The following is a 16,802-nucleotide window of genomic DNA, read 5'->3' on the forward strand; positions in this document are numbered from 1 at the left end:
GGGCAGATGAAAAGTAGAATTTTTTATAACAGAGTTGGATTTACAACCCTCTTAAATAAAGAAATCCATCGGTTTATGAAGGTTCCGGTACAGACAGTACTGGCGCCACTGATTTCGAATATATTATATATGCTGATATTCGGGGGAATGCTGCAAACCAGAGAAGTCGGGATTGATGGAATCAGCTATCTCAATTTTTTGGTTCCGGGTTTAGCGACGATGGGAGCAATTTTTGCGGCTTTTCAAAATCCGGCTTTTTCAATGATCTCACAAAAATTTCAGAACACCATACAGGATTTAAACAGCTACCCCATCTCACTGGCAGAAAAGATTCTGGCCTTCGTCTTTGGCGGGATGTTTCGTGGGGTACTGGTTGGTATTCTGACATATGTGGCGACGATATTTTTCGTAGGTTATGAAGTTGCATATCCAATCTTTTTTATCCTCTCGCTGACAGCAACGTCCTTTGTTTTTGCTTCGGTGGGTTTAATTGCCGGTCTTGTTTTAGATAATTTTGAAAAGATGAATTTTGCTTTAGCAATTATTATCACGCCACTTACCTATTTAGGTGGGGTCTTCTTTGAGGTTTCAAAATTACCGGGATTTTTGGCCAATCTAATCTATTTCAATCCGATCTTTCCGCTGGTTAATGTTTCCCGATACGCCTATATTGGCGTCTGTGAAGGCAATATTGTGATCCATGTTCTTTTGACAATGGGATTGCTGATCAGTTCATTTTTTGTAGCGGCCTATATTTTCAAAAAAGGTGTTGGGATTAAAATAGTTTAAGCTTTTTTTGGGTTCAGATTGATCGGGTTTTGAGAGCGCAAAAAACAAAAAATAATTAAAAAAGAGTTGACAACACTTGATATTTCAAGTATACTAACACTTGTCTCTAAGAGAGGCAATGCGGGTGTAGCTCAGTGGTAGAGCCCTGGCCTTCCAAGCCAGTCGCGAGGGTTCGATTCCCTTCACCCGCTCCATTTTTGCGAAAAGGATTGAGCGCCTGTAGCTCAGTAGGATAGAGCAACGGCCTTCTAAGCCGTGTGCCAGGGGTTCGAATCCCTTCAGGCGCACCATTGTTTCATATTGTTTTTATATCGTGGTGGGTATAGTTCAATCGGTTAGAGCGCCAGATTGTGGTTCTGGATGTTGTGGGTTCGAGTCCCATTATCCACCCCATTTTTTATATCGTCATTGTTTTTATAGGGGTATAGCCAAGTTGGTAAGGCACCAGATTTTGATTCTGGCATTTCGTAGGTTCGAGTCCTGCTACCCCTGCCATTTTTATTACGCAGAGAAGAGAATAACTTTATCTGACCCATTAGCTCAGTTGGTAGAGCATCTGACTTTTAATCAGGGTGTCGGGCGTTCAAGTCGCCCATGGGTCACCATTTAAAAACACAACCGCAGTGATTGCGGTTTTTTTATTTTTTGAAAAATTAAAATGATGAAATGTTGTTTTATAAGGGGTTGGGGGTATAAAAGTGAGATCAGAAGCAACAGTCAACATCAGTAAGGAGCAGCGATGAAGGAAAGAATAACCGTTAAGAAAATTGTAAAAATAATCGGAATTACATTGGTAGCTTTGGTCATCGGGTTATTGACGTATTTGGGGGATTACTATCATGCTGACCAAACGGCTCATGACGCTCTGGTTTCAAGTGATCAGGTCAATGTTCGAGAGGAAGGTAATTTGACAATCTTTATGCCAACAGCAGGTCAGTATGAAACAGGTTTTATTTTTTATCCCGGGGGTAAGGTGGAAGACATCGCTTATGCACCGTTAGTGCGGACATTGGCAGAACAAGGCTACCCGGCAGTGATTGTTGGCATGCCCTTTAATCTGGCCGTGTTTAATATAAATGGAGCTGATGCGGTGATGGAAGCAATGCCGGAGATTAAAAATTGGATTATGGTTGGGCACTCACTGGGCGGGGCGATGGCCTCAGACTATTTGGCTGGACACGAAGATCAGGTATCCGGGTTGGTGCTCTTAGGCGCATATCCGAATGAACCGCTGACACGGAGCAGTCATCCGGTTCTAAGCCTCTATGGCAGTGCCGATCAGATTATTAATCAACAGGGTCTGGCCAAAGGCCGGGATAAGATGCCGCAAGAAGCCAGCTATTATGAAATTGCTGGGGGTAATCACAGTGGCTTTGGTAATTATGGATTACAGGCTGGCGATGGCGTAGCATCGATCACCCCGATTGAACAGCAAGCCATCACGGTCAAAAAAATGTTGGAAATCTGGAAAGGAAACTGATATGATAAAAGATAATTCAAACAAGAATGTCAGAGAAATCACCTTGGCTGGCGGCTGTTTCTGGGGAACGGAAATGTATTTTAAAGCCATTAGAGGAGTCGTTAAAACCGAGGTTGGTTATGCCAATGGTAAAACCCAAAATCCCACCTACGAGGATGTCTGTCATCACAATACCGGACATGCCGAGGTGGTTAAGGTAACCTATGACAATCAGGTGATCAGCCTACCATTTCTGCTAGGTATGTATTTTGAAGTCATCGATCCGGTTGCCGTGAATCGTCAGGGAAACGATGTGGGAATTCAATATCGCACGGGTATTTACTATTCGGATCCTGCCGATAAAGCAGTGATCTTAGAGTCAGTTCAGGCATTAAGGATGGAATATGGGGTGCCGCTGGCCATCGAAGTGCTGCCACTGGAAAATTACAGTGCAGCAGAGGTCTATCACCAGGAATATCTAAAAAAGAATCCCGGAGGGTATTGTCATATTGGCAATCGTGAGTTTAAAAAGGCCGCCGTAGCTCGGGATCCATCCATAAATAACGAATGAAAAGAGAAGAGCATGAGTATTATTGGTAATATTATCTGGATTATTTTTGGGGGCCTGATTATGGCAATTGGCTGGTTTTTAGCTGGAATTCTTTGCTGCATCACGATTATTGGGATTCCTCTGGGATTGCAAGCCTTTAAAATGGCCCAGCTGGTGCTCTGGCCATTTGGAAAAACGGTCGACTATTCACAGATGGGAACGGGTTCGGTGATCCTGAATATTTTATGGATCTTGATTTTTGGCTGGGGACTGGCGGCGGCATCGGCGATTCTGGGGATTATCTATTGCATTACCCTGATTGGGATCCCATTTGGACTGCAGTGGTTTAAGTTTGCCAAGCTGGCATTGTTTCCCTTTGGCGCACAAATTACCGATATTTAAGGTAGGGATTGTGCTATTGGGCTTGACAAGAAAATCAAATCGAGACTATAATAAACGGTGGGTGTGTTTAAAACCCACTGTTTTTAATAGGACTTATGTTATTGTGACGATCGGCAACGGCAATGTGTAATAGGCAAAACGATTGACGGAGTGACTGTCAGAAAATGGCGGACAGTTTGAAACTTTCGTGTTGTCAAGTAGCTAAACAAAGCCGGAATGACTGATGGTAATTAAGTTTATTAAAACGAATAAATTTATTAGGTGTAGGAGGGGTAGGAACATCGAAACAGAAAAGACGTCCCTGAAACCCATCATTGAAATAAAAGATCTGGGGAAAACCTTTCGTCCTAAAAGTGGCGAAGTAAAGGCTTTGGATGGGATCAACCTAAGCATTAACCAGGGCGATATTTATGGGATTATTGGTATGAGTGGAGCTGGCAAAAGCACTCTCGTTCGTTGTATCAATCTTCTTGAAAAGCCCACCAGTGGTAGCGTTTTCATTGATGGACAGGATATTTCAAAAATTAGCGAAAAAGAACTGCGAACCGTGCGTTATTCAGTAGGCATGATTTTTCAGCAATTTAATTTGCTGATGCAACGCACCGCCGAAAAAAACATTCTCTTTCCTCTGGAAATTGCCGGAGTGGATAAAGAAACGGCCAAAAAAAGAGCGGCTGAATTGTTGGAACTGGTGGGCCTGCCCGATAAAGCCAAGGCGTATCCGGCGCAGTTGTCCGGAGGTCAAAAGCAACGGATTGCCATCGCCCGGGCGTTGGCCAATAATCCCAAAATTTTGTTGTGTGATGAGGCCACCTCGGCCCTGGATCCCTCGACCACCAATTCAATTCTTAAGCTGTTAAAAGAAATTAATCATAAATTGGGGATCACGATTGTGATCATCACCCATGAAATGAGTGTGGTGGAGCAGATCTGCAGCCATGTGGCGATCATCGATAAAAGCCGGATTGCTGAAGATGGCGAAGTTGAAGAAATTTTTAAAAATCCGAAAACCGAGATTGCCAAAAAAATGATTTATTCCGAGGGTGATCAAGGGCCGGTAGTAATGGGTAAGAACACCTATCGGGTCGTATTTGATGAAAAATCATCCAGTGACTCGGTGATGGCAAAAATGGTTCTGGAAACAAAATGCCTGGTGAATATTCTCCATGCCGATATGAAAAATATCGATGGTTTCGCTTTTGGACAAATGGTGATTCAATTGCCCGAGGATGAGTTGAGTGCGGCCCGGGCCATTAATTATTTGCGATCGCATCAAATTACGGTTGAGGAGGTGAGCGCTCATGTGGGATAGTTCAATGACTGGCCTCATTGCTCAGGGAACATTGGAAACCCTCTATATGACCTTGGCCTCAACACTCTTGGCCTATCTGATCGGATTACCCATGGGGGTTTTGCTGGTCACCAGCGATTCCGAGGGGATTGTGCCAATGAAGGTACTCAACCAGGTGCTTAATATTGTTGTTAATATTACTCGATCGATTCCGTTTTTGATTTTACTGATAGCGGTGATTCCGCTGACTCGGATGATCACCGGAACCACTATCGGATCTACGGCTACGATTGTCCCGCTGGTGATTGCTGCAGCTCCGTTTATTGCCCGGCTAGTGGAGTCGTCCATTAAAGAGGTGGATTACGGCATTATTGAGGCCTCTTTGTCAATGGGAGCCAGCCCGATACAAGTGGTGACCAAGGTGATGATCCCTGAAGCAAAGCCGTCTTTGATTATTGGGGCGGCGATTGCGACGACCACCATCTTAGGCTATTCAGCGATGGCCGGGATTGTTGGTGGCGGTGGTCTGGGGGATATCGCCATTCGTTTTGGTTACTATCGCTATGAAACCGGAATGATGGTGATTACCGTGGTGCTACTCGTTTTAATTGTTCAGTTGTTCCAGGAAGTGGGGATGAAAATTGCCCAGAAACAGGATCGCCGAAAATAACGAGTCGGATTCGATGATCAGCAGCTGATTATGGTTGACAGCAGATGAACTTCGTGCTATATTACATATTATTCAACTAGGGATTATATGAAAAGAAATGAAAAGGAGAAGATCATGAAGAAATTAGGTTCAGTATTATTAATTAGTGTTATCGGTTTGGCCCTATTTACCGGCTGTTCTGCAAAGGGAACAGATGAAAAAACCATTGTAGTCGGAGCGAGTCCGGCGCCACATGCCGAAATTCTGGCTGTTGCCGGCGACGTGTTAAAAGAAGACGGGTATACACTTGAAATCAAAGAATTCACCGATTATGTTCAGCCGAATTTAACCCTGGAAAATAAAGAGCTGGATGCCAACTTTTTCCAGCACCTCCCTTATCTGGAAGATTTTAATGTGAAAAACAACACCAAACTGGTAAGTGCAGGCGTGGTTCACTATGAACCATTGGGCTTATATCCTGGGAAGATCAAGAGCTTGGATGCGATCGCCAATGGTGCGACCATCGCCATTCCCAACGATACCACCAATGAAGCCCGAGCGCTACTGTTGTTGGAGACCATTGGTTTGATCAAGGTTGATCCCAATGCCGGTTTGGAAGCAACACCAAAAGATGTTATTGAAAACCCGAAAAACATTGTCTTTAAAGAACTGGAAGCAGCACAACTGGCCCGATCATTACCAGATGTTGATTTAGCCGTCATTAATGGTAATTATGCCATTGAAGCCGGATTAAACGCCGGAACTGATGCCATTGCCAAAGAAGAAAAAGATTCACTGGCAGCTCAGACATATGCGAATATTGTTGCTGTTCGAGCGGGCGATGAAAAAAGTGAAAAAACGTTGGCACTGATGAAAGCATTGCAAAGCGAAAAAGTCGTCAACTTTATCGAAAGCAATTATCAGGGTGCCGTCGTACCAATGTCTTAAGTCAAAATATCCGGGAAACGTCTCTAATTGAGGCGTTTCTTTTTTGTTTAAAAATAATCTTGCATCGGTCAAATAAATTGTGATATTATTTTAACGCTGTTGTAAAATTACAGCACTCTGGAGAGTCTCAAAGATGAGCGCCGAAGGTGTACCCCTGAAAAATAAATTTGGCAACGATTGATATTTCAGGCTATCTCTCAGGCAAAAGGACAGAGCAACCCATTGGAGTTGTTCTCCCTCTTCACAATTAAGAGAAGGAGGAACAAAATGTTTCAACAAGTTAATGAATTTTTAGTATGGTTTGACGACCTCGTATGGGGTGTGCCATTGATTGTGCTGATTCTGGCGGTGGGTATTTTCCTGACGATCCGTTTGCATGGGCTTCAGATCCGCTACCTACCCAAAGCGTTGAAGTACATGCTGAAAAATGAAGAAGGTGGTAAAGGGGAGGTAACCAGTTTTGGAGCCCTGTGCACGGCCCTTTCAGCGACCGTCGGAACCGGGAATATTGTAGGTGTTGCCACTGCCATTGTTGCCGGAGGTCCAGGTGCGTTGTTTTGGATGTGGATTGCCGCTTTATTCGGGATGGCAACCAAATTTGCCGAAGGTGTCTTGGCGATTAAGTACCGCGTCATCGAATCGGATGGACATGTTCTGGGCGGTCCTTTTTACTACATCGAAAACGGAATGGGACTCAAGTGGCGCTGGCTGGCAAAAGTATTTGCTTTTTTTGGTGCTGGGGTTGGATTGTTGGGAATTGGAACCTTTACCCAGGTTAATGGAATTGCCAGTGCGGCTAATAATTTCTTTGATCCCAATAACCAATGGACAGTCAATCTCTTGGGAATGGATTATTCCTGGAGTGTCGTGATTACCGGAACCATTGTTACGGTTTTTGTGGGACTGGTGGTAATTGGTGGTCTGAAACGAATTGCCAATGTTTCCCAGATTATTGTCCCATTTATGATGGTTATTTATGTTTTATGTTGTGCGTTAATATTAATTACCAATGCTGGATTAATACCGGCAGCCATTACTGAAATTATTGCCAGTGCGTTTGGTTTTCGTGCGGTAGCTGGTGGAGCCCTGGGAGCGGTACTTGTTGCCATGCAGAAAGGGATTGCCCGGGGAATCTTCTCCAATGAGGCAGGCCTTGGCAGTGCGCCGATTGCTGCTGCCGCAGCCAAAACCAATGAGCCGGTACGGCAGGGGCTGGTTTCAATGACCGGAACCTTTTTAGATACCATTGTGGTCTGTACCATGACAGGATTGGCGATCGTTTTAACCGGATCCTGGAACATTGGTTTAGAAGGAGTAGCGGTGACTACCAATGCGTTTCAGGCAGGGTTGCCTTTTGCCCCGGAAGTTAGTTCGTTTCTGCTGATGACCTGTTTGGTATTCTTTGCCTTTACCACTATTTTGGGCTGGAATTATTACGGAGAACGTTGTCTGGAATATCTGTCAAATGGAAAAATGAAGGCTGTTTTAACTTATCGCTATTTGTATATTCTGGCGGTGTTTATTGGGCCATTTATGACTGTTTCAGCAGTTTGGACGATTGCGGACATTTTTAATGGGTTGATGGCATTGCCCAACCTGATTGCATTAATGGCATTGAGTGGGGTAGTAGTAGCTGAAACCCGTACCTACATTAAAAAAATTAAAAATAAAGAAGTCGAATAGTAATCAATTTCAAATAAAAAAAGCCCCAATGAGCGTAGTTTTCATTGGGGTTTTTTCGTGAAAGGATTAATTGTTATCGAGCTCTTCCGCCATGTCGCATACCGGAACCATCTTGAGGATGGGTGCCGCCGCCGATATCACAAACGCCATCGCCGTCTTCATCGACAAAGTTACCTGATCCACCGCCATATCCGGCGCCACCAGTACCAACAGGATTACCAGTGAGATCGCAGATACCATCGCCGTCAGCATCACCGGTTCCCTGACAATTCGCATATTGTCGATCGCCGCCATTGCCTTGGCCAACACCTGTTCCATCACAGGCGCCTTGTCCATTGCCGCCAGCGGCAAAGGTTGTACCTGCAGTTGCTAACATCAATGCTAATGATGTGACTAGGATTAATTTCTTTTTCATTGTGAATTCCTCCGTTTTTTTTGTGATTTTTTAACTGTTTTGATTATACAATTTGTTTATGTCATTTATGTGTCAGCTTTGAAAAAACATTGGGCAAACCAGAAGACTGGCAATTAAAAGATGGAGGCTGGTATGATAAAAACAATTGCTTAAAGGAAAGACAAACACTGGGATGCTATGCTAAGATATAATTGTAAGCTGGCCTTTATGAAACCTGAAAAAGCATAAGTTTTGACACAGAAGTGTCATCAAAAAATGTTAAACTGACAAAACGTTGTGGAGGTATATAATGAAAGGTATTCGTATATTAGTGGCTGAAGATGAAGATAAACTTCGGGAAATCGTTTTGAAATATTTGAAAAAAGAAGGCTATGATGGCTTTGGGGCGGCTGATGGAGAAGAAGCATTGGATCTTTGGGCAGAAAAGCAACCAGACTGTATTATTCTGGATGTAACCATGCCTAAAATGGATGGGTTTGAAGTGCTGGAAGAAATAAGAGAAACCGATAATGTACCAGTCATCATGTTGACTGCCCGAAGAGAAGAAGAAGATAAGATTCAAGGATTTGAAGTTGGTGCAGATGATTATGTGACCAAACCCTTCAGTCCCCGAGAATTAATGGTTCGAATCAAAGCGTTGCTAAAAAGAAGCGGCGTTGCGACAACCGAGAACAAGCTAGACGTATGTGGGATGATGTTAAATTCAGATGAACGTCAAATGACGATCAACAATGAAAATATCAGTCTGACACAAAAAGAATTTGAGATTTTAAGTTATTTTATTAATCATCAGAAACTCGTGTTAACCCGAGAACAGATTCTTGATCGCGTTTGGGGATATGACTATGAGGGTGATATGCGTGTCGTTGATACGACCATCAAACGATTACGCAAAAAAATGGGGGAAAAAGGAGAATGTATTCAAACCGTCCGGGGTATGGGATATAAATTTAAAGAATGAGAAGTTCTATTTTTTCGCGATTGATGTTTTATCTGGGTGTCTTTTTTCTGATTCTCTGCAGTTTAACCTATTATGTATTGGGATCATATTTTGAAGTTTATTATACTCAAAGCAGAACGCAGGCTTTGATCGAAAAAACTGAAGAAGTACGGGCAATTTACAATCAGGACGGATTAACCCCGGAACTGCAAGCGCTGATTGAAAGTGCTGAAGAAGGCGGCACAGTGATACAAATTATCCAAAAAGAGACAGGAACTGAGGAAAGTAAGAATAGTGTTTTTAACAAAGCGATACTAACGCAGGAATTTAATCAGGAGGAGACAAATCAGGTTGGATCATTAAGTAAAATGGTGATTCAAACGGAGCGATTGGCGGCTGGTGGCGAGCATAATGGAACCGGGAGTGGATCAGGAGACGGAGCTGGTAGTGGATCGGGTTCAGGAGGTGGTTCTGGAAACGGAGCCGGGAGTGGACATGGAGATGGAACCGGCAGCGGTTCGGGTAATGGTACCGGTTCAGGCCAGGGGCAGCAGAATAGTGTCGAAAGTCAGGTAGCTGATCATCCCGAAGGGGAGAGCTTCGTGATTGTTTTGGGAAATAATGAACACCAGGTTGAATGGTTAACGCATAAAGTTATCGCCAGTGATGGAACCCAGATCATTGGTAGAATTCCGTTGTATTCTGTTCACGATGTCATCGAAATTGTTGAAAATTTCCTGCTAACTTTTTTAATTACAGTCTTTGTATTCTCTTTAATCTTTGCGTATTTCTTTTCGCGCAGTATATCAAAACCGATTGTCCGTTTAAATCGTATTTCCAAAGAAATGGGCAATCTCAATTTTACGCAAAAATATCAGGGAAACCGGAAAGATGAAATTGGGCAGTTGGGAGAAACATTGAATCATATCTCCGATGAATTGGAAGACGCTATTTTAAAACTTCAGGAAGAATTGAATAAAGAACGGGCATTTGAAAAAATGAGACAGCGCTTCACCGCCCAGGTGTCCCATGAGATCCAGACACCGCTGGCAGTTATCAAGAGCTATGCAGAGGCATTAGAGGACGGCATTCTTGAAAATCGCGATGAAGAGCAGGACTATTATAAAACCATACAAAAAGAAGCCGACAAGATCAGCGGCATTGCCAGTGATTTATTGGATCTGGCACAAATTGAATCGGGTGCTTATCAACTAAAAAAAGAAATGGTTTCTGGTGTCGAGGTGGTTGCTTCAGTCGTTGATCGCTTTACGCATACATATCCCGAAAAAAATATTGTTTTTGAAAACAGTTGTAACGCAGAGCTTAAAATCAATATGGATCGTAAGCGGATGGAACAGGTTTTTTATAATCTTTTAAACAATGCCATCAAACATGTCAGCCCAACTGACGGAATTATTCTGGTTGGTTGCAAAATCCAGGAAAATGAGTGGATTGTTTCTGTTTATAATGTGGGTAAGTCGATTCCGGAAAATGAGATCAATCAGATCTGGGAATATTTTTATAAGGCGCAATCGGATAAAAAAGGCACCGGTTTGGGCCTGGCAATCGTCAAAGGCATCATTATCTGCCATGGCGGCAAGGTGGCTGTGGATAACCGGGATAATGGGGTGTGGTTTGAAGTGCGGTTGCCACTGTAAAAACTTCAAAAATAGAATTTTCAAAAGCCTCAGATATGATATAATGAGAAAAAACAGTCGAATTGACAGGAGATAAGAATGAGTTTGTTAAATGAAACATTGGAAAAAATCCAACCACTCAATGAAGAAATGATGAAAACCGCCAAGGATCGGGTCGATTTTTTGCTTAAACCAGTGGGCAGTCTGGGAACCCTGGAAGAGATCGCCGTCCAGTTAGCCGGTATCACCGGGGAAATGTACCCGGATGTCAGCAAAAAAGCGATGCTGGTGTTTGCTGCAGATCATGGTGTCTTCGAAGAAGGGGTTGCTGCGGCACCACAGGAAGTCACCGGCTTAATGGCGCAAATGGTTATGGCCGGAAAAAGTGGCGTGGCGGCTTTAAGTAAACAGGCAGGTGCCGACATTTTTGTTTGTGACGTGGGCATGAATGTTGACTTGGAACCGAAATCAAAAATTCTCGATAAAAAAATCAGAAAAGCCACATCAAATATGCGAAAAGGTCCTGCGATGAGCCGGGAAGAAGCAATTCAATCACTGGAAGTAGGCATTGATGTAGCCCAACGGGCGATTAACAACGGCTATAACATTTTAGGTACTGGAGAAGTGGGGATTTCCAACACCACCGCCAGTGCAGCTATTATTTCAGCGCTTAGCGGTGTTGATGCCGGTGAGTTGACCGGTGCGGGAGCCAACCTGTCAGAAGAAAAGCAGGTGGTGAAAGCGCAGGTGATTCGGGATGCCATTGCATTGAATCAACCGGATAAAAATGATGCCATTGATGTGTTGGCAAAGGTTGGCGGATTCGAAATTGGTGCCATGGCGGGAGCGATGCTGGCCGGAGCGGCCAATCATATTCCCGTATTGATCGATGGTTTTATCTCAACCGCCGCTGCGGCCATTGCCATTGGGATTAATTCGGATGTCAAAGGTTATTTGATTTGTTCGCATGCGTCAGCTGAAAAAGGAGCCGCCTATGCTTCCGAATTTATTGGCGCTAAACCATTTCTGAATATGGGGATGCGTTTGGGTGAAGGCAGCGGTGCGGCCATTGCCTTTAATATTGTCGAAGCAGCCCTGTATATGAATCGTGAAATGGCCACCTACGGTGATGTTGGCCTGGGGGTTGTTTAAAAACTGAAATGAAAAACCGATAAAAGCATTCGCTTTTATCGGTTTTTTTAATGCGCGTTTAGAATTTTAAATCTTTTAAAATATAAATCTGAGCAGTCATAAAAATGAACCCATACACAATTCCCCCGAAGGCTGGTAATAATACCGCTGGGATGTTGAAAAACTCCATACCCCTAAAAGCAGAGAGGATCTCAAAAACCGGTGGAAAAATCCAGGTGATCAAGTTGGTTTGTGGAAAAAGGTCAGTCAGGGAACCTTTTGCAATACCCATGATCGTAACGAAAAACAAGAGAAGTACCGCTATTTTTCGGCTGGTAAAAATCCGGGGATGAAAAAAAGAACCGATCATTGCTCCGGTAAATGCCATTAAAAAATGAAGGATAAAACCGATAGCTACATCGTGAACCTGTAAGTTACGGGTGAACAAGTGATAGTCACTGACAACATTATCGACAAGGGGATATAGGAGTCCAAGGAAACTCATGACAAAGCCGATAATCAGCAATACGGTCAACCGGCTCAGGTAATAAAGAGTATCGTTATTGACCCGGAGCAGAATCAGTTGTTCAGTAATTGGGTTTTCAAGTTCAGAGTAGCTGAATCCGACATAGGCCATGATACAGAAAAGCACCCCGGCTGATTCAGAAAAGCTCGAAACAATCGAAAAAGGCATAATCCCATATGCAGCAAATAAATAGCTCAGGTAAATTAAAAAGGGTAACAATAATTTATAGGATTTGAGATAGGTTTTAAAGTGATAAATTAGTAGATGTTTCATTGCTTCATCCCTTCCATGGTTCGCAGTTTGAATCCATCGTTCAACAATGCGATTAAAACCGCATTGCTGTTTTCTCGGCAAACGATTAGTTTTAAAAGATTATGATCCCAGGTTGCTTTTTTGATCAAACTGCGCAGTTCTGAATTGAGAGCTGGTTTGGCCGGCGCATCAAAAATCATGACATCATACTCGATTGCTTTGATACCGGATAAATCCACTGGGATTAATTGATGATCAGATAGTTCATAAGCAGAGTGGGCCAGTTGCTTGACCAGAAAAGGCTCATGGCAGGACATCAGCGTGGCGACACCTTGTTGCTGTAATTTTTGCACCATGCGGATAAACAATTGTTGGGATTGGCTGTCCTGACCAGACAACGGCTCGTCAAGCAATAAGAGATCTGGGGTTGTCAGCAAAGCCTGAATAACGGCCACTTTCTGGATGGTGCCTTTAGAAAGATGTTTAATCGGAACATCGACCATATCCTCGAGCTGAAAGGCCTGAAATAATTCAGCCATTCTGGAATTGGTTTGTTTTGGTGACAAACCGCCAATTAAAGCCATGGATTTAATAAATTCCTGGGGGTTCAGATCGATTTTGGGAAAATTCTCGGGAATATATGCTATTTTAAGCTGTGACGCATGGTCAATGGTACCAGAAGAAATTTTTGACAAACCAGCGATTATTTTCAACAAGGTGCTTTTACCACTGCCATTGGGACCCAACAAAGCAATGGCGCTTTGGGGTGTAATTTTCAGATCAATATCGTTTAAAATTAGTTTCTTTCCGAAATATTTCGAAACGGAATTGAGTGATATAAGAACTGGGGTCATGGGAACCTCCTAAGTAATGATTGGCAGACGATTGATATAATGAAAGTATCATTAATTAACGATCTAATCCTAACATATCTTTTTTCAAACAGCAATCTTGATAAGTTCTCAGAATGTTGATTTAACCAAGAATAAGGGCATTTGCCAGGCAGGTTTAAAAATACTTGACATTAATTTGAAATTAGTAATATAATAATAAAAATAATTAAAAGCTGTGAATGAGGAAAGTAATTTTCGTTGGAGTCGACAGAGAGTTGGTAAGGCTGGAAGCCAATGGCAAGACGAGAGTGAAGTTCCCTCAGGAGCTGATTGGCTGAATAGTGTGAATAACTTAGTTTATCTGCAGACTTACTAGGCAAATCCGGTGGTGCACACCGTTAGCAAAAGATAGAACGGGTTTAGTGTAAATCGTGTTCGATAAAGGTGGATTAGTAACTAATCAAATTAGGTGGTACCGCGAGTCAGACTCGTCCTTTTCAATAAGGACGGGTCTTTTTATTTACAAAGACTGGAATGATCACTTTGTTTGCAGGTAAACAGCAAGGCACCCCCTAATCATAAAGATGCCACAACACGTGCATCTTGAATTTCACACCCATAACCATAAGCAATCCGATTTTAAATTAAAGAAAATTTTGGAGGAAAAAATGTACTGGAATAAGAGCTACGAATGCATGCCAAGAGAAAAACTGCAGGAGCTGCAGTTGGAACGGTTAAAACGAATGGTCAATCGGATTTATCACGATGTCCCATTTTATCGCAATAAATTTCAGGAAAAAGGTCTGATGCCAGAGGATGTCAGATCCCTGGATGATCTTAAAAAGCTGCCTTTTACAACCAAGGTTGATTTGCGGGATAATTACCCGTACGGCCTTTTCACCGTCCCTCTGGAACAGATCGTCCGAATCCATGCATCATCCGGCACCACCGGTAAACCGACGGTGGTGGGTTATACCCGGAATGACATCGCGATGTGGTCGGAGTTGATGGCTCGCTGTCTGGTGGCAGCTGGAGCTGGTCCGCACTCGGTGATCCAGAATGCCTATGGCTATGGGCTGTTTACCGGTGGTCTGGGGGTTCATTATGGAGCCGAACGACTGGGGGCCTCGATTATTCCGATCTCCGGAGGGAACACCGCCAAGCAGATTATGATCATGCAGGATTTTGGTTCAACCGTCTTGACATGTACCCCGTCCTATGCTATTTATTTATCAGAGGTGTTGGCAGAGTCGGGGATTGATCCGGAAACGTTAAAAATCAAAGCGGGTATTTTTGGGGCTGAGCCCTGGTCGGAAAACATCCGCAGAGATATCGAGAAAAAACTCAAAATCAAAGCTTATGATATTTATGGTTTATCGGAAATCATGGGACCGGGAGTGGCCATCGAATGCGAATGTCAGGAGGGGCTTCACGTCTGGGAAGATCATTTTATTCCGGAAATCATTGATCCCAATACCTTGGAAGTACTGCCCTATGGCGAACAGGGGGAACTGGTGATTACCACCATTACCAAAGAAGGGATTCCGATTCTTCGGTATCGCACCCGGGATATTACCCGGATAATTGCCGAGCCCTGCAGCTGTGGCCGAACCCATCTGCGGATTAACCGTCTCCAGGGACGCAGTGATGACATGCTGATTATCCGTGGGGTGAATGTTTTCCCAACTCAGATTGAAAGTGTCTTGCTGGAAATTGGTGAGGTCGAACCCCATTATCAATTGGTGGTGCGCCGGGATGGTTCGCTGGACACCCTGGAAGTTAAGGTTGAACTGAGTGAAGCACTGTTCTCGGATCGGATCAGTAATCTGGAGAACCTCGAAAAACGGATCCGGGATCGGATTCAATCGACCATTGGTGTCAGCACCAAAGTGGCTTTGGTCGAACCGAAAAGCCTGCCCCGTAGTGAAGGTAAAAGCCAACGAGTTGTGGATCTAAGAAAAATTTAGGAGGAAAAAAATGATACGACAAGTTTCAATTTTCATCGAAAACCATGAAGGTCGACTGAATCATATTCTCAAAATTCTGGCTGAAAATAAAATCAATATCCGTTCTCTAAACATTGCTGATGCCACTGACTTTGGTATCGTCCGACTGATCTTACAGGAAACCGAAAAAGGAATCGAAGTACTTAAAAAAAATGATATCATCACCACCGTGACCCCTGTTCTGGCCGCAGAGATTTCTGATGATCCCGGCGGATTGAGCACCCTGGTGAATGCTCTGACCGAAGCAAACATCAATATTATTTACGCCTATTCGTTTCTGCCGAAAAAAACAGACAATGCCATTATCATTATCCGGGTTGACGATGAAGTGCAGCAAAAGGCTATCGAAACCCTGGAGAAGGTAGCGGCGGTTAATTTATTGGATCGGGAAACGTTGTTGCTGAAATAATTTAACGGGTGAGGGTAAATTAGAAATATTTATAAATTTCCTATTGACATTCCGCAAAACTTTTCGTAAGATCAAAGGTATGAATTAAATGTAACTAAGAATATGATTGATACAGGAAAGGTAACCATGGCAACGTCAAGAAAAGGAACCCAAACAAAGAGTAATATTATTACAACCGCAAAGATTTTATTTTATGAGAATGGTTATAACAAAACCGGGATTCAGGACATCGCCGATCGCGCCGATGTCAAGCTGGGAACCATTACCTATTATTATAAAAAGAAAGATGATATGATCACCGATATCTACAATGTTTTCTTTTTAGCATTGTATGATTATGTTTCATCGGTTTCGGAGAATCTCAATCTTTACACCAAGTATTGTTATGCCCTGGTGCTGTATTATGAAGCGATATTAAATGATGAGCATAACAAAACGTTGTATTATGAGGTGCTGGTAAAAAATGTCAATCCGCATGGACGAACCAACATTACCAACACCCTCAATCGATCCTGTCTGGATTTTCTCAATAAAAACTATATTGAAGCCGATCTGGAAGTCATCGCCCGTTCCGAATATGGGGCCCGCAAAGAATTGTTTATTGATTTCTATGAAAAAAACATCAAGTTCACCAGTCGAGCCATGATTTATTTCTTTATCCGGAATTTGTTCAGACTGATGAATTTAGATGGTGAAATGATCGAAAACACCATTCAGCAGGGCTTTGAATTCTCAAATAAGAACAAGCCGGAAGGCATTAAATTTTTAATCTAGCACATTTTTGAGGGCAGCATCCATTGGAATGCTGCCCTTTTTGCGGTTGGAATGGGGAAACGTTGAGGCGGGTCTGATCGTAAGAATTTGTTAAGGAAATTCAGCGTT

General features: G+C 43.1%; 17 protein-coding genes, 5 tRNA genes, 1 riboswitch and 1 other annotated feature. Of the genes, 19 read left to right on the top strand and 3 right to left on the bottom strand.

The features are described 5' to 3' along the window. Positions 1–6 precede the first annotated feature (6 nt). The 13 genes from Q7P33_RS15120 (at position 7) to Q7P33_RS15180 (ending at position 7,771) form a co-directional block, all read left to right on the top strand. Positions 7–789 carry an ABC transporter permease gene (locus Q7P33_RS15120; protein ID WP_303871582.1) on the top strand — a complete coding sequence of 261 codons (783 nt, stop codon included), beginning with the start codon at positions 7–9 and terminating at the stop codon, positions 787–789. A 120-nt stretch (positions 790–909) separates the two neighbouring features. Further along, a tRNA-Gly gene (locus Q7P33_RS15125) sits at positions 910–983 on the top strand. Between the two features lie 19 nt (positions 984–1,002). Continuing rightward, a tRNA-Arg gene (locus Q7P33_RS15130) sits at positions 1,003–1,079 on the top strand. A 26-nt stretch (positions 1,080–1,105) separates the two neighbouring features. Then, positions 1,106–1,182: transfer RNA gene (locus Q7P33_RS15135), tRNA-His, on the top strand. 25 nt (positions 1,183–1,207) lie between these two features. Then, a tRNA-Gln gene (locus Q7P33_RS15140) sits at positions 1,208–1,284 on the top strand. 34 nt (positions 1,285–1,318) lie between these two features. Then, positions 1,319–1,394, top strand: a tRNA-Lys gene (locus Q7P33_RS15145). 134 nt (positions 1,395–1,528) lie between these two features. Continuing rightward, a complete protein-coding gene (locus Q7P33_RS15150; protein ID WP_303871583.1) occupies positions 1,529–2,269 on the top strand; it encodes an alpha/beta fold hydrolase in 741 nt (246 codons plus the stop codon). 1 nt (position 2,270) lies between these two features. Next, the gene (gene msrA, locus Q7P33_RS15155) at positions 2,271–2,819 is read left to right on the top strand and encodes a peptide-methionine (S)-S-oxide reductase MsrA (RefSeq protein WP_303871584.1); all 549 of its coding nucleotides are present in this window, start codon (positions 2,271–2,273) and stop codon (positions 2,817–2,819) included. A gap of 12 nt (positions 2,820–2,831) precedes the next feature. Next, complete coding sequence (locus tag Q7P33_RS15160) at positions 2,832–3,200, top strand: YccF domain-containing protein (RefSeq protein WP_303871585.1); 369 nt, start codon at positions 2,832–2,834, stop codon at positions 3,198–3,200. Positions 3,201–3,423: 223 nt separating this feature from the next. Next, positions 3,424–4,512 carry a methionine ABC transporter ATP-binding protein gene (locus Q7P33_RS15165; RefSeq protein WP_369693320.1) on the top strand — a complete coding sequence of 363 codons (1,089 nt, stop codon included), beginning with the start codon at positions 3,424–3,426 and terminating at the stop codon, positions 4,510–4,512. Beyond that, positions 4,502–5,161 (top strand): methionine ABC transporter permease, encoded by a 660-nt coding sequence (locus Q7P33_RS15170; RefSeq protein ID WP_303871586.1) that lies wholly within the window; start codon positions 4,502–4,504, stop codon positions 5,159–5,161. The genes Q7P33_RS15165 and Q7P33_RS15170 overlap by 11 nt, the downstream gene beginning before the upstream one ends. A 114-nt stretch (positions 5,162–5,275) precedes the next feature. Continuing rightward, on the top strand, positions 5,276–6,088 hold the full coding sequence (locus tag Q7P33_RS15175; RefSeq protein ID WP_303871587.1) for a MetQ/NlpA family ABC transporter substrate-binding protein: 813 nt from the start codon (positions 5,276–5,278) through the stop codon (positions 6,086–6,088). 107 nt (positions 6,089–6,195) lie between these two features. Beyond that, positions 6,196–6,311: riboswitch (glycine riboswitch) on the top strand. Between the two features lie 44 nt (positions 6,312–6,355). After that, entirely contained in the window at positions 6,356–7,771 is a 1,416-nt protein-coding gene (locus Q7P33_RS15180) for a sodium:alanine symporter family protein (RefSeq protein ID WP_303871588.1), read from the top strand. 73 nt (positions 7,772–7,844) lie between these two features. On the opposite strand, the gene Q7P33_RS15185 is transcribed toward Q7P33_RS15180, so the two are convergent. After that, entirely contained in the window at positions 7,845–8,186 is a 342-nt protein-coding gene (locus Q7P33_RS15185) for a hypothetical protein (RefSeq protein ID WP_303871589.1), read from the bottom strand. Between the two features lie 289 nt (positions 8,187–8,475). Between Q7P33_RS15185 and Q7P33_RS15190 the strand changes: the two genes are divergently transcribed. The 3 genes from Q7P33_RS15190 (at position 8,476) to cobT (ending at position 11,915) form a co-directional block, all read left to right on the top strand. Beyond that, positions 8,476–9,147 (top strand): response regulator transcription factor, encoded by a 672-nt coding sequence (locus Q7P33_RS15190; protein WP_303871590.1) that lies wholly within the window; start codon positions 8,476–8,478, stop codon positions 9,145–9,147. Further along, positions 9,144–10,784 carry a cell wall metabolism sensor histidine kinase WalK gene (locus tag Q7P33_RS15195; RefSeq protein ID WP_303871591.1) on the top strand — a complete coding sequence of 547 codons (1,641 nt, stop codon included), beginning with the start codon at positions 9,144–9,146 and terminating at the stop codon, positions 10,782–10,784. The genes Q7P33_RS15190 and Q7P33_RS15195 overlap by 4 nt, the downstream gene beginning before the upstream one ends. 78 nt (positions 10,785–10,862) lie before the next feature. Then, on the top strand, positions 10,863–11,915 hold the full coding sequence (gene cobT, locus Q7P33_RS15200; RefSeq protein WP_303871592.1) for a nicotinate-nucleotide--dimethylbenzimidazole phosphoribosyltransferase: 1,053 nt from the start codon (positions 10,863–10,865) through the stop codon (positions 11,913–11,915). A 58-nt stretch (positions 11,916–11,973) separates the two neighbouring features. Here the strand turns inward: cobT and Q7P33_RS15205 are convergent, their stop codons facing one another. Beyond that, a complete protein-coding gene (locus tag Q7P33_RS15205; protein ID WP_303871593.1) occupies positions 11,974–12,693 on the bottom strand; it encodes a hypothetical protein in 720 nt (239 codons plus the stop codon). Further along, a complete protein-coding gene (locus Q7P33_RS15210) occupies positions 12,690–13,526 on the bottom strand; it encodes an ATP-binding cassette domain-containing protein (protein WP_303871594.1) in 837 nt (278 codons plus the stop codon). The genes Q7P33_RS15205 and Q7P33_RS15210 overlap by 4 nt, the downstream gene beginning before the upstream one ends. A 205-nt stretch (positions 13,527–13,731) precedes the next feature. Continuing rightward, positions 13,732–14,004 (top strand) — a binding site (T-box leader). Between the two features lie 169 nt (positions 14,005–14,173). Here Q7P33_RS15210 and Q7P33_RS15215 point away from each other — a divergent pair. The 3 genes from Q7P33_RS15215 to Q7P33_RS15225 all read left to right on the top strand — a co-directional run bounded on the left by Q7P33_RS15215 (position 14,174) and on the right by Q7P33_RS15225 (position 16,694). Beyond that, complete coding sequence (locus Q7P33_RS15215; RefSeq protein WP_303871595.1) at positions 14,174–15,472, top strand: phenylacetate--CoA ligase family protein; 1,299 nt, start codon at positions 14,174–14,176, stop codon at positions 15,470–15,472. Positions 15,473–15,482: 10 nt separating this feature from the next. Next, positions 15,483–15,920, top strand: coding sequence for an ACT domain-containing protein (locus tag Q7P33_RS15220; RefSeq protein ID WP_303871596.1), 438 nt, complete (start codon positions 15,483–15,485; stop codon positions 15,918–15,920). Positions 15,921–16,022: 102 nt separating this feature from the next. Further along, positions 16,023–16,694, top strand: coding sequence for a TetR/AcrR family transcriptional regulator (locus tag Q7P33_RS15225; RefSeq protein WP_303871597.1), 672 nt, complete (start codon positions 16,023–16,025; stop codon positions 16,692–16,694). Positions 16,695–16,802 lie beyond the last annotated feature (108 nt).

The organism is Acetobacterium wieringae, assembly GCF_026646375.1.
In the GTDB taxonomy this organism is placed as follows: Bacteria; Bacillota; Clostridia; order Eubacteriales; family Eubacteriaceae; genus Acetobacterium; species Acetobacterium wieringae_A.